The 23,958-nt window shown below is 71.2% G+C and carries 19 protein-coding genes; 13 read left to right on the top strand and 6 right to left on the bottom strand.

Features of this window, described 5'->3' with window-relative positions; translation table 11 throughout:
• Positions 1-31: 31 nt before the first annotated feature.
• The 3 genes from AB0B64_RS21610 (at position 32) to AB0B64_RS21600 (ending at position 2,881) form a co-directional block, all read left to right on the top strand.
• Positions 32-739, top strand: coding sequence for an SDR family oxidoreductase (locus AB0B64_RS21610; RefSeq protein ID WP_357944077.1), 708 nt, complete (start codon positions 32-34; stop codon positions 737-739).
• Positions 736-1,575 carry an SDR family NAD(P)-dependent oxidoreductase gene (locus AB0B64_RS21605; protein ID WP_358179251.1) on the top strand — a complete coding sequence of 280 codons (840 nt, stop codon included), beginning with the start codon at positions 736-738 and terminating at the stop codon, positions 1,573-1,575. Before AB0B64_RS21610 ends, AB0B64_RS21605 begins: the two co-directional genes overlap by 4 nt.
• Before the next feature lie 145 nt (positions 1,576-1,720).
• Positions 1,721-2,881 (top strand): MFS transporter, encoded by a 1,161-nt coding sequence (locus tag AB0B64_RS21600; protein ID WP_357944073.1) that lies wholly within the window; start codon positions 1,721-1,723, stop codon positions 2,879-2,881.
• Positions 2,882-2,884: 3 nt separating this feature from the next.
• Here AB0B64_RS21600 and AB0B64_RS21595 read toward each other — a convergent pair whose 3' ends face one another.
• Genes AB0B64_RS21595 through AB0B64_RS21585 form a run of 3 tightly spaced genes read right to left on the bottom strand, consistent with a single transcriptional unit; the run spans position 2,885 to position 6,057 of the window.
• Positions 2,885-3,685, bottom strand: a complete 801-nt coding sequence (locus tag AB0B64_RS21595) for a TIM barrel protein (protein ID WP_357944071.1) — start codon at positions 3,683-3,685, stop codon at positions 2,885-2,887.
• Entirely contained in the window at positions 3,682-4,620 is a 939-nt protein-coding gene (locus AB0B64_RS21590; protein ID WP_357944069.1) for a Gfo/Idh/MocA family oxidoreductase, read from the bottom strand. Before AB0B64_RS21590 ends, AB0B64_RS21595 begins: the two co-directional genes overlap by 4 nt.
• 48 nt (positions 4,621-4,668) lie before the next feature.
• Positions 4,669-6,057, bottom strand: coding sequence for a PLP-dependent aminotransferase family protein (locus AB0B64_RS21585; RefSeq protein WP_358179249.1), 1,389 nt, complete (start codon positions 6,055-6,057; stop codon positions 4,669-4,671).
• 68 nt (positions 6,058-6,125) lie between these two features.
• Here AB0B64_RS21585 and AB0B64_RS21580 point away from each other — a divergent pair, with 68 nt between their 5' ends.
• Together AB0B64_RS21580 and AB0B64_RS21575 are read left to right on the top strand one after the other, a co-directional pair.
• Positions 6,126-6,989, top strand: a complete 864-nt coding sequence (locus AB0B64_RS21580; RefSeq protein ID WP_358179247.1) for a DMT family transporter — start codon at positions 6,126-6,128, stop codon at positions 6,987-6,989.
• A 168-nt stretch (positions 6,990-7,157) separates the two neighbouring features.
• The gene (locus tag AB0B64_RS21575) at positions 7,158-8,810 is read left to right on the top strand and encodes a fumarate hydratase (RefSeq protein ID WP_225296469.1); all 1,653 of its coding nucleotides are present in this window, start codon (positions 7,158-7,160) and stop codon (positions 8,808-8,810) included.
• Positions 8,811-8,962: 152 nt separating this feature from the next.
• On the opposite strand, the gene AB0B64_RS21570 is transcribed toward AB0B64_RS21575, so the two are convergent.
• The gene (locus AB0B64_RS21570) at positions 8,963-9,151 is read right to left on the bottom strand and encodes a DUF5999 family protein (protein ID WP_214639679.1); all 189 of its coding nucleotides are present in this window, start codon (positions 9,149-9,151) and stop codon (positions 8,963-8,965) included.
• A gap of 775 nt (positions 9,152-9,926) precedes the next feature.
• On the opposite strand from AB0B64_RS21570, the gene AB0B64_RS21565 reads away from it, so the two are divergent.
• From AB0B64_RS21565 to AB0B64_RS21555, 3 genes are all read left to right on the top strand, one after another.
• The gene (locus AB0B64_RS21565) at positions 9,927-11,036 is read left to right on the top strand and encodes a serine/threonine-protein kinase (protein WP_357944060.1); all 1,110 of its coding nucleotides are present in this window, start codon (positions 9,927-9,929) and stop codon (positions 11,034-11,036) included.
• 35 nt (positions 11,037-11,071) lie between these two features.
• Entirely contained in the window at positions 11,072-12,964 is a 1,893-nt protein-coding gene (locus tag AB0B64_RS21560) for a protein kinase (protein ID WP_358179245.1), read from the top strand.
• A 183-nt stretch (positions 12,965-13,147) separates the two neighbouring features.
• Positions 13,148-14,539, top strand: coding sequence for a class II fumarate hydratase (locus AB0B64_RS21555; RefSeq protein WP_357651720.1), 1,392 nt, complete (start codon positions 13,148-13,150; stop codon positions 14,537-14,539).
• Positions 14,540-14,576: 37 nt separating this feature from the next.
• Here AB0B64_RS21555 and trpD read toward each other — a convergent pair whose 3' ends face one another.
• Positions 14,577-15,614 carry an anthranilate phosphoribosyltransferase gene (gene trpD, locus AB0B64_RS21550; protein WP_358179243.1) on the bottom strand — a complete coding sequence of 346 codons (1,038 nt, stop codon included), beginning with the start codon at positions 15,612-15,614 and terminating at the stop codon, positions 14,577-14,579.
• A 260-nt stretch (positions 15,615-15,874) separates the two neighbouring features.
• On the opposite strand from trpD, the gene AB0B64_RS21545 reads away from it, so the two are divergent.
• Genes AB0B64_RS21545 through AB0B64_RS21525 form a run of 5 tightly spaced genes read left to right on the top strand, consistent with a single transcriptional unit; the run spans position 15,875 to position 21,927 of the window.
• Entirely contained in the window at positions 15,875-16,627 is a 753-nt protein-coding gene (locus tag AB0B64_RS21545) for an SDR family NAD(P)-dependent oxidoreductase (RefSeq protein ID WP_357944054.1), read from the top strand.
• A 7-nt stretch (positions 16,628-16,634) separates the two neighbouring features.
• Positions 16,635-18,497 (top strand): helix-turn-helix domain-containing protein, encoded by a 1,863-nt coding sequence (locus tag AB0B64_RS21540; RefSeq protein ID WP_357944052.1) that lies wholly within the window; start codon positions 16,635-16,637, stop codon positions 18,495-18,497.
• A gap of 30 nt (positions 18,498-18,527) precedes the next feature.
• Complete coding sequence (locus tag AB0B64_RS21535) at positions 18,528-19,799, top strand: MFS transporter (RefSeq protein WP_357944050.1); 1,272 nt, start codon at positions 18,528-18,530, stop codon at positions 19,797-19,799.
• Positions 19,796-20,794: an alpha/beta hydrolase gene (locus AB0B64_RS21530; protein ID WP_358179241.1), complete on the top strand. Its 999-nt coding sequence runs from the start codon at positions 19,796-19,798 to the stop codon at positions 20,792-20,794. Before AB0B64_RS21535 ends, AB0B64_RS21530 begins: the two co-directional genes overlap by 4 nt.
• Positions 20,794-21,927: a tannase/feruloyl esterase family alpha/beta hydrolase gene (locus AB0B64_RS21525; RefSeq protein WP_358179239.1), complete on the top strand. Its 1,134-nt coding sequence runs from the start codon at positions 20,794-20,796 to the stop codon at positions 21,925-21,927. The genes AB0B64_RS21530 and AB0B64_RS21525 overlap by 1 nt, the downstream gene beginning before the upstream one ends.
• Here the strand turns inward: AB0B64_RS21525 and AB0B64_RS21520 are convergent.
• Positions 21,917-23,914, bottom strand: a complete 1,998-nt coding sequence (locus tag AB0B64_RS21520; RefSeq protein WP_358179237.1) for a glycosyltransferase family 2 protein — start codon at positions 23,912-23,914, stop codon at positions 21,917-21,919. The two genes, AB0B64_RS21525 and AB0B64_RS21520, sit on opposite strands and share 11 nt — an antisense overlap.
• Positions 23,915-23,958: the final 44 nt, after the last annotated feature.

Below are 23,958 nucleotides of genomic sequence, written 5' to 3'. Positions count from 1 at the left end.
GGCAAGATGTCTTGAATTAGGAGGAAACGCGATGCGAGTCGTGATCATTGGCGGCACCACGGGCATCGGGCTGGCGACGGCGGCCCGGCTGGCGGCCGACGGCGCCGAGGTGGTCATCACCGGCCGGTCCGCCGAGCGGGTGGCGGCCGCGGTGAAGCTGCTCGGCGACCGGGCCTCGGGCGAGGCCGTGGACGCCCGTGACACCGAGGCGATGCGCGATCTCTTCGCCCGTACCGGTGCCATCGACCACCTGATCATCACCGTGACCGGCCGCGGGCCCGCCGGGCCGCTGCGCTCGCTGACGCGGGAGGCGCTGGTCGAGGCCGTACAGAACAAGCTGATCCCGCACCTGCTGGCCGCGCAGGCCGCTCTGGACGTACTCGGTCCCGAAGGTTCGATCACATTCGTGACCGCGGCGTCGGCGGGCTCGGCCTTCCCCGGCGTCTCCGCTCTGGCGGCGGTGAACGGCGCGATCGAGGCCGCGGTGCCCGGCCTGGCGGTCGAGCTCGGCCCCATCCGGGTGAACGCCGTCTCCCCCGGCGTGATCGACACCGAGTGGTGGTCCGGGCTCCCCGACGACGCGCGGGAGGCCCTGTTCGCCCACGCGGCGGGGAGCTCGCCGGTCGGCCGGGTGGGCCGGCCGGAGGACGTGGCGGCGACGATCGCCTACGTGGTGGGCAACTCGTTCGTCACCGGAACGGTGCTGACCGTCGACGGAGGGGGCAGGCTGAAGGCATGAGGACGATCCTGATCACCGGCGCGACGGATGGGCTCGGGCGGGAGCTGGCACGACGGCTCGCCGCCGACGACCGCGTCATCGTGCACGGACGCGACCCGGAGCGGGTACGGCGGGCGCGGGCCGACGCAGAGCAGGCCGACCCGGAGCGAGTACGGCGGGAGCAGGCCGACGCGGGCGGCACTACCGAAGGCGTTCTGGCCGATCTGGCCGATCTGCGCCAGGTGGACCGGCTGGCCGACGAGGTGCTCGACCGGTTCGACCGGCTCGACGTGCTGGTCAACAACGCCGGGATGGGCGGCGGTCCGCCCGGCTCCGGCCGCGCGGAGAGCCGGGACGGCGTCGAGCTCCGCTTCGCGGTCAACTACCTGGCCGGATACCACCTGACCCGGCGGCTGCTCCCGCTGCTCGTCAAGTCGGCGCCGTCGAAGGTGGTGAACGTCGCCTCGGCCGGGCAGCAGGCGATCGACTTCGCCGACCCGATGCTGACCCGCGGCTACGGGCGCCAGCGCGCGTACAACCAGAGCAAGCTCGCGCAGATCATGTTCACCTTCGACCTGGCCGAGGAGCTGGCCGGGCAGGGGGTGACGGTCAACGCCCTGCATCCGGCCACGTACATGGACACCACGATGGTCCGTGAGGCGGGTGCGCCGGTGATGAGCACGGTCGACGAGGGCGTGGCGGCGACGCGGCAGTTGATCGACGAGCTCGACGGTGTGAGCGGGCGTTACTTCAACGGGTTGCGGGAGAGCCGGGCCGACGCCCAGGCATACGACCTCGCGGCGCGGAAGCGGTTGCGCGAGCTCAGCGACGATCTCGTACGGCGAGCGCTGGGCTGATCCACGAGCCACCACCGACATAGGCGGCGTCGGCACACGGGCGGCGGTGTCACGGGGTTGTGACGTCACACTGGCATGGTGGCGAAAGAGCTGGCCAAGCGGCTAACCTGACCCCGCCTCACGTTCCCCCCATCAGGAGGCCGCCGTGCCGACTCCTCGTGATCGCCAGGCCCGTATAGCCACGTTCGTCGTGTACGCGGTGCAGGGCCTCTCGTTCATCACGCTGCTCGCCCAGGTCGCGAACCTGCAGACCAAACACCGGCTCGACGAGGGCGCCCTGACGATCCTGCTGCTCATCGTGCCGGTCTTCGCCGGGCTGGGCAGCGTGGGCGCCGGGTGGTTCGCCTCGCGCAAGGGGAGCAAGCCGCTGCTCCGCCTCGCGCAGCCGGTCGTGGCCGTCGCCGTGGTGCTCATCAGCCTCGCGCCGAGCGTGCCGCTGCTGGTACTCGCGTTGCTGCTGTTCGGCCTCGGGCTCGGCGCGGTCGACGCGGGCATCAACATGCAGGGCGTGGCGGTCGAACGTCGTTACGGGCGGGCCGTGCTGAACGGTTTCCACTGCATGTGGAGCGTGTTCAGCACGGCCGGGGCGCTGTGGGCATCGGTCGCGGCCGAGCTTCCCTTGATCGTCACGATGACGGTTCCGATGGTCGTGGCGGTGGCGGGCTCCCTGTACGCCGGGCCGCAACTGTGCACCGTCGAGGAGGAGAAGGTCGAGGAGACCACCGCTACGGCCGCCGGCGGGTTCCCGTGGAAGCCGATCATCCCGCTCTGCCTGGCGATGGCCTTCCTGTACGTCGGGGACGCCTCGGTCTCCAACTTCAGCACCGTCTACATGCAGCAGGTGCTGGCCGCGAGCCCCACCGTCGTCCCGCTGGCCTACGCCGCCTACCAGGCCACCACGCTGCTGATCAGGCTCGGCGGCGACGCCGCCGTCAGGAAGTACGGACCAGCGGCGATCGTCAGGATCGGCGGCGGGATCGCCGCCCTCGGCTTCCTGGGCATCGTCCTGGCGCCCAGCCAGCCGCTGGCCATCCTGGCGTTCGGCCTGACCGGGGTGGGGCTGTCGGTGATCGCGCCGCAGTCGTTCTCGGCGGCGGGGCGGCTCGACCCGGCGGGGACGGGGGTGGCCATCGCGCGGGTCAACATGTTCAACTACGTCGGCTTCATCGTGGGCGCGGCGCTGGTCGGCGGCATCGCCAGCGCCAGCGACATGCAGGTGGCGTTCGCCGCGCCGCTGGTGCTGTCCGCCGTGATCATCGTCCTGGCCAGGGGATTCGAGCCGCGACGGGTCAAAGAGATCGCATGACAGTCAGCCGACCCCCAGGTAGGCGAGGCTCCGCCGTACGTCGTGGATCGGCTCGTCCCCCGGACCGGACAGGACCACGTCCTGCTCCATGACGTACCAGCCCTGGTAGCCGCTGCTCTCGAGGCCGGAGACGATGCCCGCGATGTCCACGTCGCCCTGCCCGAGCGGCCGGTAGACGCCCGCGCGCACGGCCTGCGTGTACGTGAGCTCGCCGCGGGCGACCTGCCGGGCGAGCGACGCGTCGACGTCCTTGAGATGGACGTGCGCGACGCGGCCGGGGTCGGCCGCGGCCAGGGCGGCCGGGTCGGTACCGCCGATCAGCAGGTGACCGGTGTCGAGACAGAGCGGGATCGAGCTGCCGCCGAGCACCCGGTCGACCTCCTCGCGGGTCTCGATCATGGTGCCGACGTGCGGGTGCAGGGACGCTCCACGGCCGTACGCCGCGGCGATCCGGTCGAGGTTGGCCAGCAGCGTCGCCCAGCCCTTCTCGTCGAGGACCGGCCGGGTGTCGTAGCCGTCGGCGCCGGTGGCCGCCGCCAGCACGAGCATGCCCGGCGGGTCGGTGGGCAGCCCGGGGAGCGGATCGTGACCCGGATCGTGCAGCACCACGGGCACGAACCCGCCCGCGACGCTCAGGCCGTACTCCTCGATGAGGGCGGGTGTCAGGAAGCCGTCCGGGCCCAGCTCGGTCGCGGTGAGGCCGAGGTCGCGCATCTCGGCGAGCACCCGCTCGGGCGGGAGCTGGAAGCCCCAGCCGGGCACCTCGCACACGCCCCACGAGATGGGCGCTCCAGCCAGGTTCATCCGGTCACCTCCGCGACCTCGACGGGGCGGTGTTCGCGGCGGGAGAGCTCGGCGGCCTCGGCGACGTACAGGGCCGCCAGGGCGTCTTCGATGGAGCACAGGCTCACGTCGCTGCGCAGGAAGCAGTCGATCTCGGCGGCGTACGCGTCGGCGAAGCGGGTGACGAAGTCGGGCCACGGCTCCCCTGGCGGTTGCAGGCCCTCCGAGCTGCTCAGGGGCGCGCGCGGCCCGAGGCCGACGGCCCGGGTGCCCTTGGTGCCGGCCAGTTCCATGCGCACGTCATAGCCGGCGCCGTTGTAGCGGGAGCCCTGCAGGGTGGCCAGCGTGCCGTCGTCGAGTGTGAGCAGCGCGGCGCTGGTGTCGACGTCGCCTGCCGCGCCGAAGAAGGCGGCGCCCCGGTTCGCGCCGGTCGCGTACACGGACACCACCTCGCGTCCTGTCACCCAGCGCAGGATGTCGAAGTCGTGGATGTGGCAGTCGCGGTAGAGGCCGCCGGACAGCGGGATGTACTCGGCGGGCGGCGGCGCCGGATCCGCGGTAATGAGGTGAACCCGGTGCAACTCCCCCAGCTCACCCCCGCGCAGCGCCATCGCCGCGTCGATGTAACCGGGGTCGAACCTGCGCTGGAAACCGATCTGCACCCGGTTGCCCCGGCTGGCCGCGAGCACCTCCACGGTCTCCTTGACGCTCCCCGCGACCGGCTTCTCGCAGAACACCGGGATGCCCAGCCCGCACGCCTTCAGCAGGAGCTCGGCGTGCGTGCTGGTCGGCGAGGCGATGACCAGCGCGTCCGCCTCGAAGGGGTCTCCCGGTCTGCCGTACGGCGACTCACGTACGGGATCCGAGACGATCAGCTCGTCCACCAGCGGATGTGCGGCCAGGGTTGCCGCGTGAAACGCGCCGATCCTGCCCAAGCCCAGCAGTCCCACGCGCATGGCGCCTCCAATGAGATGGGGATTTCTTTCTAAGCGTGACCTTCTCCATCAGTCAATATTTTGTCCTGACATTCTGACCTTTAAGCCTTGGATGACCTCTGCGGCGCGGTGGGCGGGGAGGCGGGCGAAGCCGACTACGACCCCGGGCGGTCCTGGCGTGAGACGCGTCGGGCCGACCGGGTCGGCGGCCAGGCCCAGCTCGCGCGCCGGCCGTACGAAGGCGTCCTCGTCCGAGCCCGGCGGCAGGTCCAGGTAGGCGTGCAGGCCCGCCGCGATGCCCCGGACGCGCACCTCAGGCAGGTGCTCGGCCACCGCCTTGACCAGGGCGTCCCTGCGGCGCCGGTACTCCCGGCGCATCCGGCGCAGGTGCTTGTCGTAGCCGCCGGTACGCAGGAAGTGGGCCAGGGCGTACTGATCGATGACCGGCGAGCCCAGGTCCAGCTCGCCTCTCGCCTGCCGCATGGACTCGGCCAGCTCGGCGGGAGCCGCCACCCAGCCGAGCCGCAGGCCAGGGGCCAGCGCCTTGCTGACGCTGCCGGAGAGGACCACCCGGGCGGGGGCGAGGCCCTGCAGGCAGCCGACGGGGTCGCGGTCGAAGCGGAACTCGGCGTCGTAGTCGTCCTCCAGCACGACCGCGCCACTCTCGGCGGCCCACTCCATGAGGGCGGCCCGCCGAGCCGGGGAGAGCACGACGCCGGTGGGGTACTGGTGGGCGGGGGTGACCAGGACCGCGTCCGCGCCGCGGGCCCGCAGCGCCGTCACGTCGATGCCCTGGTCGTCCACCGGGACCGGGACGAGCTCGGCGCCCGCCCGGCGGAGGAGGGGGACCTGGCGGTGGCTGTTCGGGTCTTCCACGGCCAGCCGCAGGCCGCCGGTCCGCTTGGCGAGCACGTGCAGCGCCAGGCTGAGCCCCTGGGCCACCCCGCCGACGATCACCAGGTTGTCGGGGTGCACGTCCGCGGCCCGGACCCGCCTGAGGTAGCCGGCCAGCTCGTCGCGAAGCTCCCGGACGCCGCCGGGGTCGCCGTAGTCGAACGCGTCGGAGTGCATCGTGGTGAGCACATGACGTACGGAGGCCAGCCAGCGTTCCCGGGGGAAGCAGCCGAGATCGGGAGAGGTGGGGCGGTGACCGTAGTGCGGACCGCACGCGGCGACCTCCGGGCGGGCGGTGGCCGCCACCGAGCCGCGGGACGGCGCGGGGGCCACCAGGGTGCCCGCGCCGACGCGGGAGATCAGGAAGCCCTCGGCCACCAGCTGCTCGTAGGCTTCGACCACGACGCCGCGCGAGACCTGAAGGTCGGCGGCCAGGTCGCGGCTGGCGGGGAGGCGGGTGCCCGGCGTGAGGCGACCACGCCGGATGGCCTCACGAAGCTCCGAGGCGATCTGCCCGGCGATGCCCCCTTGATCACGATTTATCGTGACATGTAGGTCTGCCACATTGGTCCATCCTTTTGGCGGGACATTGGACTGCTGTTATGAGCCATTGTGTCCCTAGTCTCCTTTTCATGAGAAGCGGAGTCGCCGGAGCCGCCGCCGCCATGTTCCTCGTGGGGACGCTGGCGGGCGTGTCCGGCCTGATCCAGGACTACCCCGTGTACGGCGGGCAGGCGGTGCGCTACCTGGTCGCGGCGGTGATCTGGCTCGTCGTCATCCGGGCGCTCGGCCTGCGGTTCGTCCGGCTGACGTGGCGCGAGACGCTGTTGCTCGTCGGCCTGACGCTGCTCGGGCTGGTGCTGTTCAACATGTGCGTGATCGAGTCGACCCGCACCTCCGGCCCCGCGCTGGTCGGGACCGTGCTGGGCACCGTGCCGCTCGCCCTGGCGCTGCTCGGCGGCCGCCCAGCGCCCCGGCTGCTGACCGGCGCGGTGGTCGTGGTGGCGGGCGCGACGCTGGCGACCGGGCTCGGCAGCGGCGACCTGCCCGGCCTGCTGTGGGCGCTGGGCGCGTTGGTGGGCGAGGTCAGCTTCTCGATGCTGGCCATCCCGCTGCTGCCGAAGCTGGGGGCGATCCGGCTGTCGGCGTACTCGACGGTGCTGGCCGTTCCCATGCTGGCCACGATCGGCCTGGTCAAGGAGGGCACCGGCATGCTCAGGACACCGACCACGGCACAGGCCCTCGGCTTCGTCTACCTGGCGGTCGTGGTGACCGTCCTGGCCTTCTTCCTCTGGTACACCGCACTGCCCAAGCTCGGCCCGGGCCACGCGGGCCTGTTCGCCGGCCTCATCCCGGTCGGGGCGATCACCACCGGCCTGGCTTTGGGCATCGCCACCCCAACGGTCTTCGACCTACTGGGCGCCTCATTGGTGATCGCGGGCATCCTGGTCGGGCTGACCACCACGAGGAAACGGGAACCGGTCCACATCGGCTAAGACCACCCAGATAGCCGACATCACGCACGTCACGGCGGCCCGCCACCTCCACCGGAGGAGCGTGTCCCTGGACAGGGCCCGGCCATGGTCGGCGGGTGGGGCCCACCGGGCTGGCCGTAAAGAAGACTGGTAGAAAAGATAGGCTCTGTGCGGCGAATGGGGAGGATCATGGGCGAGTTCGATTACAGCGAGTTGCTGCCGCTGGGGGCCGACGAGACGCAATACCGGCTCATCACGCCGGACGGCGTGCGGCGGGTCGAGGCCGCCGGGCGCAGCTTCCTCGAAGTGGAGCCCGAGGCCCTGCGGCTGCTCACCGAGACCGCGATCCACGACATCTCCCACTTTCTCCGTCCTTCGCACCTCGCCCAGCTGCGGAAGATCGTCGACGACCCCGAGTCCAGCGGCAACGACCGGTTCGTCGCACTCGACCTGCTGAAGAACGCCTCCATCTCGGCCGGCGGCGTGCTGCCCATGTGCCAGGACACCGGCACCGCCATCGTCATGGGCAAGCGCGGCCGCCACGTCCTCACCGACGGGCGCGACGCCGAGCACATCTCGCGCGGTGTCTACGACGCCTACACGCGCCTCAACCTGCGCTACTCGCAGATGGCGCCGCTGAGCATGTGGGAGGAGAAGAACACCGGCAGCAACCTGCCCGCCCAGATCGAGCTCTACGCCGAGGACCCCTACGGCCACGCGGACGAGTACAAACTGCTGTTCATGGCCAAGGGCGGCGGATCGGCCAACAAGTCGTTCCTGTACCAGGAGACCAAGGCCGTGCTCAACGAGAAGCGGATGCTGGCCTTCCTGGAGGAGAAGATCCGCTCGCTCGGCACCGCGGCCTGCCCGCCGTACCACCTGGCGATCGTGGTCGGCGGCACGTCGGCCGAGTACGCGCTGAAGACGGCCAAGTACGCCAGCGCCCGCTACCTCGACTCGATCCCCACCTCCGGCTCCCCCTCCGCGCACGGTTTCCGCGACCTGGAGCTGGAGGCCAAGGTCTTCGAGCTGACGCAGAAGCTCGGCATCGGCGCCCAGTTCGGCGGCAAGTACTTCTGCCACGACGTACGCGTGATCCGGCTGCCCCGGCACGGCGCGTCCTGCCCGGTGGCCATCGCGGTGTCCTGCTCGGCCGACCGGCAGGCCCTGGCCAAGATCACGCCAGAGGGCGTCTTCCTGGAGCAGTTGGAGACCGATCCGGCCCGCTTCCTGCCGGAGACCACCGACGAGCACCTCTCGGACGACGTCGTCACCATCAACCTCAACCGGCCCATGCCGGAAGTCCTGGCCGAGCTGTCGAAATATCCGGTGAAGACGCGGCTCTCGCTGACCGGCCCGCTCGTGGTCGCCCGCGATATCGCCCACGCGAAGATCGCCGAACTGCTCGACGCGGGCGGCGAGATGCCGCAATACCTGAAGGATCACGCCGTCTACTACGCGGGCCCGGCCAAGACGCCGGAGGGCTACGCGTCGGGTTCGTTCGGCCCCACGACCGCCGGGCGGATGGACTCCTACGTGGAGCGCTTCCAGGCCGCCGGCGGCTCGATGGTGATGCTGGCCAAGGGCAACCGGTCGAAGCAGGTGACCGACGCCTGCAGGGAGCACGGAGGCTTCTACCTGGGGTCCATCGGCGGGCCCGCGGCCAGGCTGGCCCAGGACTGCATCAAGAAGGTGGAGGTCCTGGAATATCCGGAGCTGGGGATGGAGGCGGTGTGGAAGATCGAGGTGGTCGACTTCCCCGCGTTCATCGTCGTCGACGACAAGGGTGACGACTTCTTCACCGATCGCACCGGGCCGGTCCTGTCGATCGGCCGCCGCTGACGCTCTCGCGGACCGGTCGCCGAAAGGGTGCCGGGTGAGCCGTCTCCGGCCGCTCGGCCCCGGCGGTCGGATGGCGCTCAGGCGGCACCCGTTAGGTGAAGCTCAGACGACACCGGTCAGGTGACACTTAGACGGCACTGGTCATTAACGGCTCAAGCGGCCACGAGACCGCGGTGGGGCGCGACGACGGAGCCGTCTGGAAGGAGCAACCCGGTGTCCTCGAACAGCACCACGCCATTGCACAGCAGGCTCCAGCCCTGATCAGGGTGAGCCGAGATCACGTGTGAAGCCTCACGGTCGGGTGAGTCGGCGGTGGGACAAAGCGGGTAGTGACTGCACATCGTGCACCTCTCAGGTGGCGCTCCTGTTGTGGGTTTCAAAAGGGCAGCTGTCGCCCCGACGGCGTGCGAAGGTCCAGTGCGGGTGCGACCGGCCTCTTTGCCGGTCGGCGACGAACCTGACTCTGGCGCATCCTCATCACGTCCCTCAACGAACTCGTCTCGGTTATTGGTTCCGGTAAGCACCAGGGCGTTTGTCCCCAGTGTGACCGCCGCCACTGACAGTTTCGGCCGTCTCCGGGTTCATCCGATCCCCTTAACTTCAGTCTGCCCCTGGGCCCTTACGACACCCTTACAAACTGCTGACGGCTGCGTCAGGCCCCTATGAGCAACCCTGCCGGACGCCTGCGAACTTCTTGCGGGCATCGCGCACAATCCTGGTGACCAACTTGGGCCGACTGCTATATCCGCAGGTCAGCGACCAGAGGCAGATTCGGACTGGCACCCTGCCGAGGCCCTCGGGCGCGACAAGGGCGAGCTCGGCGGCCATGGAACTTGCCGCGTTCCCGAAGCGGACGGCGGTACGCGGGGGTACGGAGCCGGGGTGTGGGGCCGGGGAACCGCTGGGCGGACGGCTGGCCATCGAGCGCGTTTACCACCATGATGGGAACACCGCCGGTGTTCGACGCCTGGGAGCACGCCTACTCCCTAATCAACTGGACCGATGCGGACGGCAGGTTTGCTGACGGCACGAGTCAGACCAGTTGACTTAACTTCGCAACAATTTATCGGCCCCGCCTCTACTGGTCGGTTTAGACAAATAGGTAAGCTGCCTGCCATGCGTGCGCCCTCCGGTTACCTACTAGCCGCGCGCTACCGGCTTCTGGAGCCGGTCGGCCGCGGCGGCATGGGTACCGTTTGGCGAGCGCACGATGAGCTGCTCGACCGGCACGTGGCGGTCAAGGAGGTCCGGCTGCCGGCCGTGCTCGACGAGGAGCTGCGGGCCGAACTGTGCGCCCGCACCGAGCGCGAGGGCAGGGCGACCGCGATGGTCGCGCACCCGTCGGTCATCACCGTGTTCGACGTGGTCACCGAGGACGACCGGCCGTGGATCGTGATGGAGCTGCTTCAGGCCAAGTCCCTTGAGCAGCTGATCCTTGAGGGCGGACCGCTCCATCCCCGCAAGGCGGCCGAGATCGGGCGGCAGATCCTCGGGGCGCTGCGGGCCGTACACGCCAAGGGGATCCTGCACCGCGACGTGAAGCCCAGCAACGTGCTGGTGATGGAGGACCGCGCGGTCCTGACGGACTTCGGGCTGGCCGCACTGGAAGGTGACGTTTCTATTACCCAGGCGGGCATCGTGCTGGGTTCGGCGGGATACATCGCTCCAGAGCGGGTGCTGGGGTCCAAGGCCAGTCCGGCCGGTGATCTGTGGTCGCTCGGCGCGACCCTCTACACCGCCGTCGAGGGCCGGGGCCTGCACGGGCGCCGCACTGCCGCCGCCGCGCTGGCCGCGCTCACCAGCGGCGAGCCGATCCCGATGACGAAGGCCGGGCCGCTGGCGCCGGTTCTCGACGCGCTGCTGCGCATCGACCCGCAGACCAGGCTCGACTCCGTACGCGCCTCGTTGATGCTGGCCAGGGTCGCGGCGGGCGGCTCCGCGGAGGAGCCGCTGGCCCCGACCAGATCGGTACGGCCGGCGCCGGTGATCACCACTCCCTCTTTCGCGCGCAGGCCCGCACACCGCGGGCTGCACCGAGCAGAGGCCACCGCGGCCGCTTTGGCGGTCCCGCCACCACGTCAGGAACGTAAACCGGGTGAAGGCGTCCATCGGAAACGGGTCGAGCCCCGACCTACACCATCCGCTTATGCCCGTTTCAAAGCGACGGTGATAAAGTTGTGCCTTCCTCGACGGTTCTGGCCAAGAGAACTTCGCAAGCGAGGGTAAAGCACTTCCCAAGCGAGAATCGATATCTTCTTCTCATGCCGGAACAGCAGACACGCCTGCTCGCGGAGCGCTACGAGCTCATCGCGCCCCTCGGCCGAGGGACCATGGGCACCGTATGGCGCGCCCGCGACCGCGCGCTCGGGCGCGAGGTGGCGGTCAAGGAAATCCGCCAGGACCCGGGTCTCACCGAGGAACAGCGGTCTGAGCTGCGCGAACGCATGGTCCGGGAGGGGCGCATCGCCGCCCGGATCCAGCACCCGTCCGTCGCCGCGATCCACGACGTGCTCATCCACGACAACAGCCCGTGGATCATCATGGAGCTCATCGAGGCCCGCTCCCTGGAGCAGGTGATCGACGAAGAGGGCCCGCTGCCGCCCCGGCTGGTGGCGGAGATCGGCGTCGACCTGCTCGGCGCGCTGCGCGCGGCGCACTCCCAGGGCATCACGCATCGCGACGTCAAGCCGGGCAACGTGCTCATCACCGAGAACGGCCGCGTGGTGCTGACCGACTTCGGCATCGCCAAGGCCGAGGGCGACTCCCGGCTCACCAAGACCGGCATGGTCATCGGTTCGCCCGGATACACGGCGCCGGAGCGGGCCAGGGGCGAATACACCGGGCCCGAGTCCGACGTCTGGTCGCTGGGCGCGACGCTGTACTTCGCGGTCGAGGGCCGTCCCGCGTACGAGCGGTCCACGATCGCGGAGACGCTCGCCGCGCTGCTGAGCGAGAACGCCGACCCGCCCACCCAGGCCGGGCAGCTGCGGCCGGTGCTGACCGGGCTGCTGGACAAGGACCACAAGCGGCGACTGTCGGCGGCCAAGGCGGAGACCTTGCTCAGGATGATCGCCGACACGCCCACGAGCGAGATGCCGGCGATCACGGCGGAGGCCCTGATCGCCCAGGAGGCCGGCGTGCCCGACTCGAACGACACGGCGCCCGCCGTACAGCCCCCCAGGGCGGCCGGCACGTGGGGTCCCCCACCCGGCCGTGGGGCGCAGGCTCCGGCCGCGGCGGCCGGTCGGGACGCGCGGTCCCCGCACGCCGCGACGGACTCGAGCGGAATGACGCCGGGCGGAGCGGGTCCGAGCGGCCAGGCGCCGGGCGGGGCGTTCGGTCCCGGTGGGCAAGCCGATCCGCGCGGGCAGGGGCCGATGGGCGGGTCACAGGGGCCCAGGCCCGGTCCGAACGCGTTCGGCACGCCCCCGCAGGGCCCCCAGACAGGAGCACAGGCCGCGCGGGCAGGCGGGGCGCCTGGCGCGCAGGCCGCCGGTCCGGCGACCGGAGCGCGGCCGCACGGGCCCGCAGGTGCCGCTCCCGGGTCTCCGGGATCCACGGGCGCGCCATCCGGCCCTGTGGGCGGCCCGCACGGCTCCACGGGTGCCCCATCCGGGCCCGGTGGCCCTCAGCGTGGCGCCGGAGGGCCTGGCGCCCCGACCGGGCCTCGCCCGAGCGGTGCGTACGACCCCGAGCGGACCATCAGCGTGGCGCGTCCGAAGACCCCCATGCCCCAGGACCCGTCTCGGGGTGGCTCCGACGAGCAGAGCACCGTCACCACCCGCATCCACCACCCTCCGGGGCAGCAGGTCTACCCGGTGCCCCCGCCCCAGCAGAACCCGCGCGGCCCCCAGCCCGGTGGGCCACAAGCAGGGCCGCCCTATATGGGACCGCAGGCTGGACCTCCCATGGGACCGATGGGGCCGCAGCAGGGGCCGCCGACCGGCCCGCACCCAGGCCCGTCACGCCCGGCAGGGCAGTCGGGGCAGGAGCGCCAGGCCGGGCAGGGGCTGGGAACGGACCTGTTCGCCATCGCGAAGGAGCCCGAGCAGGGCCCCACGGGCAACCGCAACGGGATGCTGGTCCTGATGGCCGTGGCCGCGGCCGCCGCCGTGGTGATCGCCGTCCTCATCGTGGCGCTGCTGTCCAGCTGAGCCGAGACAGCCGCGTCCTGTCGAGCTGAGCCGACACGGCCTCACCCTGTCCGGCTGAGCGGGCCCGCCCCGCCCATCCAGCTGAGCCCGGCACGGCCTCGCCCCTGCCGAGCTGAGCTGGCGCGGCCTCGTCGTGGCGCCCCTTTCGGGCTGTTCCGGGATGCGTGAGCCAGACTGGGAGGCATGAGCGAGTTCCGCATTGAACATGACTCCATGGGTGAGGTGCGCGTTCCGGTCGGAGCCAGGTGGCGCGCGCAGACGCAGCGGGCGGTGGAGAACTTCCCGGTGTCCGGACGGCCGCTGGAGCCGTCGCACATCGCCGCGCTTGGCCTGATCAAGGCGGTCGCCGCCGAGGTCAACGGAGAGCTCGGCGTGCTGGAGAAGGATCTGTCCGAGGCCATCGCCCAGGCCGCGGCCGACGTCGCGGAGAACGAGCACGACGATCACTTCCCGATCGACGTCTTCCAGACCGGTTCCGGCACCTCCTCGAACATGAACGCCAACGAGGTCGTCGCGACGCTGGCCGAGGAGCGGCTGGGCCGTCCCGTGCACCCGAACGACCACGTCAACGCCTCGCAGTCGTCCAATGACGTGTTCCCGACCTCGATCCACGTGGCGGCGGCGACGGAGGTGACCTACCACCTGCTGCCCTCCCTGGAACACCTGGCGGCGGCGCTGCGGGCCAAGGCGATCCAGTTCGACCAGGTGGTGAAGTCGGGGCGGACGCACCTCATGGACGCCACGCCTGTGACTCTGGGGCAGGAGTTCGGCGGCTACGCCACGCAGATCGAGCACGGCTCCGTACGGGTGAAGACGGCGCTCGGCCACGTACTGGAGCTGCCGCTGGGCGGTACGGCGGTGGGCACCGGCATCAACACCCCGCCGGGCTTCGCGAAGCTGGCGATCGAGAAGCTGCGCGAGGCGACCGGGATCCCGTTCAGGGAGGCGATGGACCACTTCGAGGCGCAAAGCGCCCAGGACTCCATCGTCGAGCTGTCGGGGCAGCTGAAGGTGGTCGCGGTCTCGCTCAACAAGATCGCCAACGACCTGCGGTGGATGGGCTCCGGGCCGCGCGCCGGGCTGGGCGAGATCAACCTGCCGGACCTGCAGCCGGGCTCGTCCATCATGCCCGGCAAGGTCAACCCGGTGATCCCCGAGGCCACGGCCATGGTCGCGGCGCAGGTGATCGGCAACGATGCCGCGATCACGTTCGCGGGCGCGTCGGGCAGCTTCGAGCTGAACGTGCAGCTGCCGGTCATCGCGCGGAACATCCTGGAGTCGATCCGGCTGCTGGCCAACGTCTCGCGGCTGCTGGCCGACCGGTGCGTGTCGGGGATCACGGCGAACGTGCCACGGCTGCGGGAGTACGCGGAGTCGTCGCCGTCGATCGTCACGCCGTTGAACCGGTACGTGGGCTATGAGGAGGCGGCGAAGATCGCCAAGCAGGCGCTGGCCGAGCGCAAGACGATCCGCGAGGTGGTCATCGAACGCGGCCACGTGTCGGCCGGCCGGCTCACGGAGGAACAACTCGATGCCCTGCTGGACGTACTCTCCATGACCCGGCCCGCCGAGTGACGACAACCTCAGAACGCTCGCCGAGTGACGACGGGCCTCAGGCCGCCCTGTGGGTGGCCTGGGCCCAGCGGGTGAGCAGGGTCTCGGCGGCCCCTGAGTCGACGGCGTCCCCCGCCCGCTTGTAGGCGTGGGCCAGGGCCCCGGTGAGGTCGGCGGCGGGCGGTGTGCCGTCGGCCGCGACCAGGGCGGCGGCCGCGTTCAGCAGGACGATGTCGCGGACCGGCCCCCGCTCGCCCGCGAGGACCGCCCGTGCCACCGCCGCGTTGTGCGCCGCGTCGCCGCCGGCCAGGTCCGATGGGCGGGCTCGTGGGATCGACAGGTCCGCCGGGTCGAAGCGGGTCGGGGTGACCGTGCCCTTGCGGACGAGCCAGATGGCCGAGGGGCCGGAGGTGGTCAGCTCGTCGAGGCCGTCGTCACCGCGGAAGACGAGCGAGGAGCCGCCGCGCTCCGCGAGGACGCCCGCGATGACCGGCGCCAGGTCGGGGTGGAAGACCCCGACCGCCTGGGCGGCCGGCAGGGCGGGGTTGGTGAGGGGGCCGAGGAAGTTGAAGACCGTGGGCACCCCCAGCTCCCGCCGCGCCCCCGAGGTGCGTCTCAGCGCCGGGTGGAAGGTGGGCGCGAAGCAGAACGTGATGCCGACCTCCTCCATGACCCGTGCGACACCGGCCGGCGACAGGTCGATGACCACGCCGAGCTCTTCCAGCAGGTCGGCGGCTCCGGTGGCCGAGGAGGCGGCCCGGCCGCCGTGCTTGACGACCTTGGCTCCGGCCGCCGCCGCCACGATGGCCGCCATGGTCGAGACGTTGACCGTGTTGGCCCGGTCGCCGCCGGTGCCGACCAGGTCGACCGGGTCGCCGGGGATCCTGATGGCCGCCGATCTGGCGAGCATGCCGTCGGCCAGGCCGGACACCTCCGCCACGGTCTCGCCCTTGGCGCGCATGGCGATGGCGAACGCGGCGATCTGGGCGTCCGTGGCGGCGCCCGACATGATCTGGTCCATGGCCCAGGCGGCCTGGCCCGAGGTGAGCGAGGTGCCGTCGAGGAGGGTGCTGAGCAGCGCTGGCCAGGTTGTCACTGGACGCCCTTTCGTCTGAGGTGCTCGACAAGGGGGTCCTGACATGACGACGGCCGCCTCGTCGAGGCGGCCGGGATGCGTATGCGCTAGGAGGACCGCCTAGAAGGCGGGCCACCAGGAGTACGAATACGCGTGCATGGGAGAAACCGTATCAGGCACGCGGGTGCCATGGCCGCCGGGACACACCACATAAGGGGCCAGCGATCTATGTCGTGGACACCCATGCCGCCCTCGGCCCGCGAGCGCTTAGGCTCGAAGACATGGCGAACGAGCTGACGGGGCGGACGGCGCTGGTCACGGGGGGCGGAGCCGGCATCGGGGCCGCCTGCGCGAGACGGCTGGCCGCCGGCGGGGCGAAGGTGCTGGTCGTCGACCGGAGCGCGGAGTCGGCGGAGAAGGTGGCCGCCGAGGTCGGCGGGGTGCCGGTGGTGGCCGATCTGAGCGATCCGGAGTTCGTCGGCGTGCTGCCGGACGGGCCCGTCGACATCGTGGTCAACAACGCGGGGTTCCAGCACATGGCGGCGATCGAGGAGTTCCCGCCCGAGGTATTCGCCACGATGCTGCGGGTCATGGTCGAGGCGCCGTTCCGGATCGCGCGGCACGTGCTGCCGGGCATGTACGCGCGGGGGTGGGGGCGGTTCGTCAACATCTCCTCGGTGCACGGGCTGCGGGCTTCGCCGTACAAGTCGGCGTACACGGCGGCCAAGCATGGGCTGGAGGGGTTCTCCAAGGCCCTCGCGCTCGAAGGGGCGCCCCATGGGGTGACCTCCACCTGCGTGTGTCCCGCTTACGTACGGACCGGGCTGGTCGAGGGCCAGATCGCCGACCAGGCGAAGATGCACGGCATCGACCCGGGCGAGGTGGTCGAGGACATCATGCTGCAGCCCGCGGCGATCAAGCGGCTGATCGAGCCCGACGAGGTGGCCGAACTGGTCGCCTACCTGTGCGGCCCCGCCGGGTCGTTCATCACCGGCGTCTCCGTGCCCCTCGACGGCGGCTGGACGGCACGCTAAAGACGCCATGATGAGCAGACAATTCCTCGAATTGCTGGCCAGGGAGGCGTCGGCCGTCGAGTTCGAGGGGCCGATCATCCAGGCCAGGGCCGCCGGTGCCGACGCGGCGACCGTCGAGGAGCTGGAGCTGGCCAAGGTCGACGCCCTCAAGGTGCGCGACCTCCTGAGACGCCGGGCCAGGCGCGAAGCCGAGCTGTCGGCCCTCTACGACACCGCCAACGACCTGGCCGCGCTGCGCGACCTGGACGCGGTGCTGGAGGCGATCGTGCACCGGGCCAGGCAGCTGCTCGCGACCGACACCGCCTACCTCACGCTGCACGATCCGGCGCGCGGCGACACGTACATGCAGGTGACCGACGGCTCGATCTCGGCCAAGTTCCGGGCGCTCAGGCTGGCGATGGGGGCGGGGCTCGGCGGGCTGGTGGCGCAGAGCGCCACGCCGTACGCGACCGCCGACTATTTCGACGACGCCCGCTTCCACCACAAGAACCACATCGACGAGGCCGTCACCGAGGAGGGCCTGGTCGCGATCCTCGGTGTGCCGCTACGGCTGGGGCAGCGGGTGATCGGCGTGCTGTTCGCGGCCAACCGCAGCCGCCGGCCGTTCCTGCAGGAAGAGGTGTCGCTGCTGGCGAGCCTGGCGGCGCACGCGGCCGTCGCGATCGACAACGCCAGGCTGCTGCAGGAGACCAGGAACGCCCTCGAAGAGCTGTCCACCGCGCACCGCACCGTCAGGGAGCACGGCCAGGCCGTCGAGCGGGCCGCGCTGGCCCACGACCGGATGACCTCGCTGGTGCTGCGCGGCGGCGGCATCGAGGACGTGGCCGCCGTGGTGACGGACGTGCTCGGCGGCTCGCTGGCCGTACTCGATGACCTGGGCCGGCCGATCACCGGAGACGTGGGCGAGCTGGACGCGGGCGTGTTCGAGGCCGCGCAGGCGTCCAGGGCGCTGGGCCGTACCGTGCGCAGGGCGGATCTGCTGATCGCCTCGGTGGACGTCGGCGGTGAGCCGCTCTGCACGCTGATCCTGCGCAGCGACGACGCCGACGAGCGCATCCTGGAGCGGGCGGCGCTGGTCTGCGCGTTGCTGCTGCTGTTCCGCAGGAGCGTGGCCGAGGCGGAGGGCCGGGTGCGGGGCGAGCTGCTCGACGACCTGATCTCCAGGCCCGGCTCCCCCGGCCTGGCCGACCGGGCGCGGCGGCTGGGCGTGGACCTGACCGCGCCGCACGTCGTGGTCGTGGTCCGGCATGACGGGCAGCGCGAGCGGGCCGCCTTCTGGGCGTCGTCGCAGGCCGCCGTACGCCATGGGCTGGCGGCGGGGCGGGCCGATGAGGTCGTGCTGCTGCTTCCCGGCGGCGACGCGGGCGCCATCGCGCAGCGCGTCGCGGCCGAGCTGAGCACGTCGCTGCACACGCCCGCCACGGCCGGAGCCTCACGCAAGAGCGACGTGGCCGCGGCCTACCAGGAGGCCCGGCGCTGCGCGGAGGCGCTCATCGCGCTGGGCCGGGCGGGTGACGGCGCGAGCGCGAGCGAGCTGGGCTTCGTCGGCCTGCTGGTCGGCGACGGCCGCGACGTGCGCGGCTTCGTCGGCTCGGTGCTCGGCCCGGTGGTCGAGTACGACGCCCGCCGGGGCACCGTCCTGGCCGACACGCTGACCGCCTACTTCGGCTCGGGCGGCTCGCCCTCCCGTACGGCCGAGGCCATGCACATCCACGTCAACACCGTCACCCAACGGCTCGACCGCGTCGGCAAGCTCCTGGGCGACGGCTGGCTGGAGCCGGAGCGGGCGCTGGAGATCCAGCTCGCCCTCCGCCTGCACCGGCTCGGCCACACATCCGCACCACAGACTGTGGGTCGCGACGCCATATGAGTGACGCCGGTCACTCCCTAGCGTGACGGCATGGCCACTTCCATCAAGAAGATCGTCGCCGCGAGCCTGATCGGCACCACCATCGAGTGGTACGACTTCTTCCTGTACGGCTCGGCAGCCGCCCTCGTCTTCAACAAGCTCTTCTTCCCCACCGCCGACCCCCTGACCGGGACGCTCCTCGCGTTCCTCACCTACGCCGTCGGGTTCGTCGCCCGCCCGCTCGGCGGCCTGATCTTCGGCCACTTCGGCGACCGGCTCGGCCGCAAGCAGTTGCTGGTGGTCAGCCTGCTGCTGATGGGCGCCGCCACGTTCCTGATCGGCTGCCTGCCGACGTACGCGGGCGTGGGCGCCGCCGCACCGCTGCTGCTGACCCTGCTCCGGCTGGTGCAGGGCTTCGCGCTGGGCGGCGAGTGGGGCGGCGCGGTGCTGATCGTCTCCGAGCACGGCGACGCGGCGCGGCGCGGCTTCTGGGCCTCCTGGCCGCAGGCCGGCGCGCCCGGCGGCAACCTGCTGGCCACCGGCGTACTGGCGGTGCTGGCCGCCACGCAGTCGGACGAGGCGTTCCTGGCGTGGGGCTGGCGGGTGCCGTTCCTGCTGTCGGGCGTGCTGGTGCTGATCGGCCTGTGGATCCGGCTGTCGATCAGCGAGTCGCCGGTGTTCCAGCAGGCCGAGCCCGAGGAGACCGCGCCGATCATCGGGGTGCTGCGCCACCACTGGCGTGACGTCGTCGTCGCGATCGGCGCGCGGCTGGCCGAGAACATCTCGTTCTACCTGCTCACGGTCTTCGTCATCACCTACGCGAAAGCGAACAAGATCGAGAACACCACCGTGCTCAACGCCGTGCTGATCGCCTCGGCCATCCACTTCGTCACGATCCCGATGTGGGGCGCGCTGTCGGACCGGATCGGCCGCCGCCCGATGTACCTGGCCGGGGCGGCCGGCATCGGACTGTGGATCTTCGCGTTCTTCCCGCTCGTCGACACCGGCAACTTCCTGGCGATCACGCTGGCCATCACCGTGGGCCTGCTCTTCCACGGCATGATGTACGGCCCGCAGGCAGCCTTCTTCGCCGAACTGTTCGGCACCAGGATGCGCTACACCGGAGTGTCGATCGGCGCCCAGCTGTCGGCCATCGTGGCCGGGGCGCTGGCCCCGATCATCGCGGTCGCGCTGCTGAAGAGCTACGGCAGCGGCCTGCCGATCTCCGTCTACCTCGGCCTGGCGGCCGTCCTCACCCTGGTCGCCGTCTACGCCGCCAGGGAGACCCAGGGCCGCGACCTGGCGGAGAAGGTGAACGCGTGAAGGTCACTACGCCCCGGCTCACCCAGCACGTCCTGACCGTGGCGGGCAGGGACAGCGGCGAGCCCGTGCTGTTCGTGCACGGCAACGTCTCCTCCGGCGCGTTCTGGCGGGGCACCATGGCCGCGCTGCCCGAGGCGTACCGGCCGCTCGCGGTGGACCTGCGCGGGTTCGGCGAGACCGACCCCGAGCCCGTGGACGCCACGCGGGGCCTGCGCGACTACTCCGACGACCTGATCGAGCTGATCGACCGGCTGGGCCTGGAGCGGGTTCACCTGGTCGGCTGGAGCATGGGCGGCGGCATCGTCCTGCGGCTGCTGCGCGACCGTCCCGGCGCGGTCAGGAGCGTCACGCTGGTCAACCCCGTATCGCCGTACGGCTACGGCGGCACGGAGGGCGCGGACGGCCGGCTCACCCACGCGGACGGCACCGGAGCGGGTGCCGGGGCCGCCAACCCCGACTTCGTGTCCCGCCTCAAGGCGGGCGACATGACGGACGAATCCCCCACGTCCCCTCGCTCGGTGTTCCGGACCACGTATGTGAAGAACCCGGTCCCCGACGAGGACTTCTACGTCCGCTCCATGCTCACCACCCGCGTCGGCGAGGCCCACTACCCGGGCGACTCCGCCGGCTCGGCGCAGTGGCCGGGCGTGGCGCCGGGCAAGCACGGCGTGCTCAACGCCCTGGCCCCCACCCATTTCCGGCTCGACGACCTGCACGAGATCGACCCCAAGCCGCCCATCCTGTGGATCAGGGGCGCCGACGACGTGATCGTCTCCGACACCTCGCTGTTCGACCTGGCCCACCTCGGCCAGTTGGGCGTGGTGCCCGGCTCGCCCGGCACCACCGCGCAGCCCATGGTGACCCAGACCAGGGCCGTGCTCGACCGCTACGGCCGCTACCGGGAGGCCGTGCTGACGGAGTGCGGCCACAGCCCGCACCTGGAGCGTCCCGCCGACTTCCAGCGCCTGCTGGCCGACCATCTCGCGGAGTCCTGATGTTCGTCGCGTTAACCCTGGTGGCCGCCCTGCTGACACCCGCCCAAAGCGGCATCACGGTGCCGGGCGCCGAGCACACCATCAGCGCCCGGCTCGACGACCTGACCACGGCGGGCACCGTCGGTACGGGCCACACCGATCCGGCCGACTGGGCCGGGCTGCACTCGGCGGCCACCGTCAACCCCACCGGCGTCCCCGGCGTCCAGATCGACGGCTACTTCCCCGACACCTCGGCAACCAACACCAACCACGGCTGGAACCACGACTCCCAGTTCGTCATCAGGCTCCCCGAGAACTGGAACGGCGGCCTGGTCGTCACCGGCACCCCGGGCAACAGGGAGCAGTACGCCAACGACTTCACGATCTCCGACTGGGTCCTGTCGAAGGGCTACGCGTTCGCCGCCACGGACAAGGGCAACACCGGCCTGGAGTTCTACGCCGACGGCCGCCGCCCGGGAGACGCGATCGCCGAGTGGAACGAGCGCGTCACCCAGCTCACGGTCGCCGCCAAGGCCGTCGTCAGACAGCGGTACGGCCGCCAGCCCCGGCGCACGTTCATGGCCGGCATCTCCAACGGCGGCTACCTCGTCCGCTGGCAGCTGGAGAACCGCGGTTGGCTCTACGACGGCGGCGTCGACTGGGAGGGCGCGCTCTGGCGGGTCAAGGGCGACAACCTGCTCAACTTCCTGCCCGAGGCGCTGAAGGGGTCTCCGGAGCACGCCGGCTTCGCCGCAGGCTCGGAGTTCCTGTGGCCCTTCCACCGGCAGTACTACTGGGAGCTCACCCAGCGGCTCTACCAGAAGGAGCTCGACCCCGCCTACGAGGGTGCCCCGGCGGACTACGACTACGACGCGCGCAAGCCGTACGCGGCCGTCGCCAAGATCGCGTTGACCGGCCGGATCACCAAGCCGCTCATCACCATCCACGGCACACTCGACTCGCTGCTGCCGATCTCGCGTGACTCCGACGTCTACGCCAAGATGGTCGGCCCGCACCGGCCGTTCCGCTATCACCGGGTCGAGGGCGGCAATCACCTCGACAGCCTGGTGGACGTCTACCCCGACAAGCTGAAGCCGATGCTGCCGGTCTTCAGAGACTCCTTCACCGAGCTGGAGGACTGGGTCAGTCCCTGAGGTAGCGATGCCTGCCCGCGCGCGCCAGCCGGACGATGTGCCGCGCGCCGGGCAGGCGCCGGCCGATCCGGTGCAGCAGCGTGTCCGTGCCCATCGCCGAGCGCCGCTCGGGGTCCACGGCGGCCGACGGCCGCACCTCGATCCTGCCCCTGCGCACCTCCAGCCCGAACCGCAGGCCGATCTCGTCGTCGGCGGTACGCAGCGACGAGAGCCAGGCCCCGGGGCCGAGGCTGTCCTTTCCCGGCATCATCCGCTTGACCGGCACCTTGGCCACCAACTGGCCGGCGATCTTGCCCGGCACCCCCGGCTCTACCAGCGCGGGCGCGCTCACCTCGCGTGGCCGCCGCGCGGTGTTGCGCAGCACCAGCTCCAGCGCGGGACCGCCGCTCGGCGGCACGTACGGCACGGGCAGCACGACGTACAGGTGCCCCTCCTGCCGCCGGATGATCACGCCGGGTGACACCAGCGCGATCGACTCCGAGAACGAGCGCGGCTCGACGGCCAGCCCGAGCTCGCCCGCGTCGCTCCAGCAGGGCACCACCAGGCGCATCCTGGGCCGCTGGGCGAGCACGCCGAGGCAGTTCAGCGGGCCGTCCGGGCGGCGGACCCGGCTCCTGGCCTGGTGCGCGCCGCCGAACATGCGGACGTGCACCTCCCACTGGCCGGCCTTGAGCGGCTCGCCGTGCGCCGCGGCCGTCACGTCGACCCTGGCCTCGCCGACGATCCGCACGCGGACGTGGCGGCGCCCGTCCTGGACCCGTTCGACCCGGTAGGCGACCGGCAGGTAGTGGATGACGCTCGTCTCGCTGTGCCGTACGTACACCTCGATGCGGGCCCGCTCGATGGCGGCGGTGACGTCCAGGACGCTGTCGGGCAGCAGCCTGGCGTCGACCGATCGGGGTGGCTGCCAGAGCAGCCGCTCGCCGTCCGTACGGAATCTGGTGGGCCACCCGTCACCGCCCAGGACCTCCACGGACAGGCCGAGCACCAGCACCTGAGCGTCCCAGCGGACTTCGCTCAGGTCCGCCCGCAGCCCGGCCCGCCCGGAGGAGTTGGCCAGGACGACGAGCTGGTCCAGCCGTCCGGTACGGACGAAGGTGGCCACGGCCCGCAGCTGGACCGGCAGGTAGCGGTCGAGGCGCTCGGGGAAGCTGTCGAGCACGAGCTGCCTGATCAACCTGAAGTGCATGCCCCGGTCCACGGACGAGGCGAAGAACCGGCTGCTCAGCAACGGTTTGAGCACGGTGGTGCGCAGCCAGTGGCCGTACATGCGGTCGCGCTGGCGCCCGTCGCTCACGTAGGCGTCGATGTCGGCGAGCAGGATCCGCAGCTCGGCCACGGTGGTGCGCGGGTCCTCCACGACCTCCTCGCGCTCGCCGATGTGGCAGCAGATCTGATCGGCCAGCACGCCGACGACCTTGGCCTGCAGGTAGGCCCGTACGGCGAACGCCTGCTCGGCCACCTGCCCGCCGGGCACGGCGAAGCCCAGCTCGTGCTCCTCCAGGAAGGCGCGGCGGTAGAGCTTGTGCGGGGTGAGCAGGCTGAGCAGCCGGTCGCGCAGGATGTCGGCCCGTCCCCTGCTGCGCACGAACGCGGTCACCGGCGGCCCCACGTCCCGCACCAGGCGGCCGACCAGCACGTCGGCGTCGGTCTCCACGGCCCGCTCGTGCATGCTCAGCAGGGCGCCGCGCTCCAGCCGGTCGCCCTGGTCCATCAGGTAGATGTAGTCGCCCTTGGCGGCGGCCATGCCGACGTTGCGTCCTCGCATCGGTGAGCCGGTGTGTGGCAGGTGCAGCACTCGGACGTTCCTGCGGACCGCGGCGACCGTGTCGAGCCGCTCCGCGATCCCGTCCATGGAACCGTCGTCCACGAAGATCACTTCATAGTCGTCCGCGGGCATGCTCTGCTCCAGGACGGAGCGGATGCACGCGTCGGCGCGGCTTCCCGGGTTGTGGACATTAACGATCACACTGACCTTCACACCCATGTGGTCAGCGTGCGCCGACCTATCTCATGGGGCGCGGCGGCTTG

Source organism: Nonomuraea sp. NPDC049129, assembly GCF_040648495.1.
In the GTDB taxonomy this organism is placed as follows: Bacteria; Actinomycetota; Actinomycetes; order Streptosporangiales; family Streptosporangiaceae; genus Nonomuraea.
Note: the sequence above shows the minus strand (reverse complement) of the source record. Positions and strands in the feature narration are given on the sequence as shown.

Bases quoted from the DNA above. Each gene is read 5' to 3' on its own strand.
- AB0B64_RS21540 (WP_357944052.1), top strand. From the start codon at position 16,635: ATGATGAGCAGACAATTCCTCGAATTGCTGGCCAGGGAGGCGTCGGCC.
- AB0B64_RS21610 (WP_357944077.1), top strand. From the start codon at position 32: ATGCGAGTCGTGATCATTGGCGGCACCACGGGCATCGGGCTGGCGACG.
- AB0B64_RS21555 (WP_357651720.1), top strand. From the start codon at position 13,148: ATGAGCGAGTTCCGCATTGAACATGACTCCATGGGTGAGGTGCGCGTT.
- AB0B64_RS21535 (WP_357944050.1), top strand. From the start codon at position 18,528: ATGGCCACTTCCATCAAGAAGATCGTCGCCGCGAGCCTGATCGGCACC.
- AB0B64_RS21560 (WP_358179245.1), top strand. From the start codon at position 11,072: ATGCCGGAACAGCAGACACGCCTGCTCGCGGAGCGCTACGAGCTCATC.
- AB0B64_RS21595 (WP_357944071.1), bottom strand. From the start codon at position 3,685: ATGAACCTGGCTGGAGCGCCCATCTCGTGGGGCGTGTGCGAGGTGCCC.
- AB0B64_RS21605 (WP_358179251.1), top strand. From the start codon at position 736: ATGAGGACGATCCTGATCACCGGCGCGACGGATGGGCTCGGGCGGGAG.
- AB0B64_RS21570 (WP_214639679.1), bottom strand. From the start codon at position 9,151: ATGTGCAGTCACTACCCGCTTTGTCCCACCGCCGACTCACCCGACCGT.
- AB0B64_RS21565 (WP_357944060.1), top strand. From the start codon at position 9,927: ATGCGTGCGCCCTCCGGTTACCTACTAGCCGCGCGCTACCGGCTTCTG.
- AB0B64_RS21520 (WP_358179237.1), bottom strand. From the start codon at position 23,914: ATGGGTGTGAAGGTCAGTGTGATCGTTAATGTCCACAACCCGGGAAGC.
- AB0B64_RS21525 (WP_358179239.1), top strand. From the start codon at position 20,794: ATGTTCGTCGCGTTAACCCTGGTGGCCGCCCTGCTGACACCCGCCCAA.
- AB0B64_RS21575 (WP_225296469.1), top strand. From the start codon at position 7,158: ATGGGCGAGTTCGATTACAGCGAGTTGCTGCCGCTGGGGGCCGACGAG.
- AB0B64_RS21590 (WP_357944069.1), bottom strand. From the start codon at position 4,620: ATGCGCGTGGGACTGCTGGGCTTGGGCAGGATCGGCGCGTTTCACGCG.
- AB0B64_RS21545 (WP_357944054.1), top strand. From the start codon at position 15,875: ATGGCGAACGAGCTGACGGGGCGGACGGCGCTGGTCACGGGGGGCGGA.
- AB0B64_RS21580 (WP_358179247.1), top strand. From the start codon at position 6,126: ATGAGAAGCGGAGTCGCCGGAGCCGCCGCCGCCATGTTCCTCGTGGGG.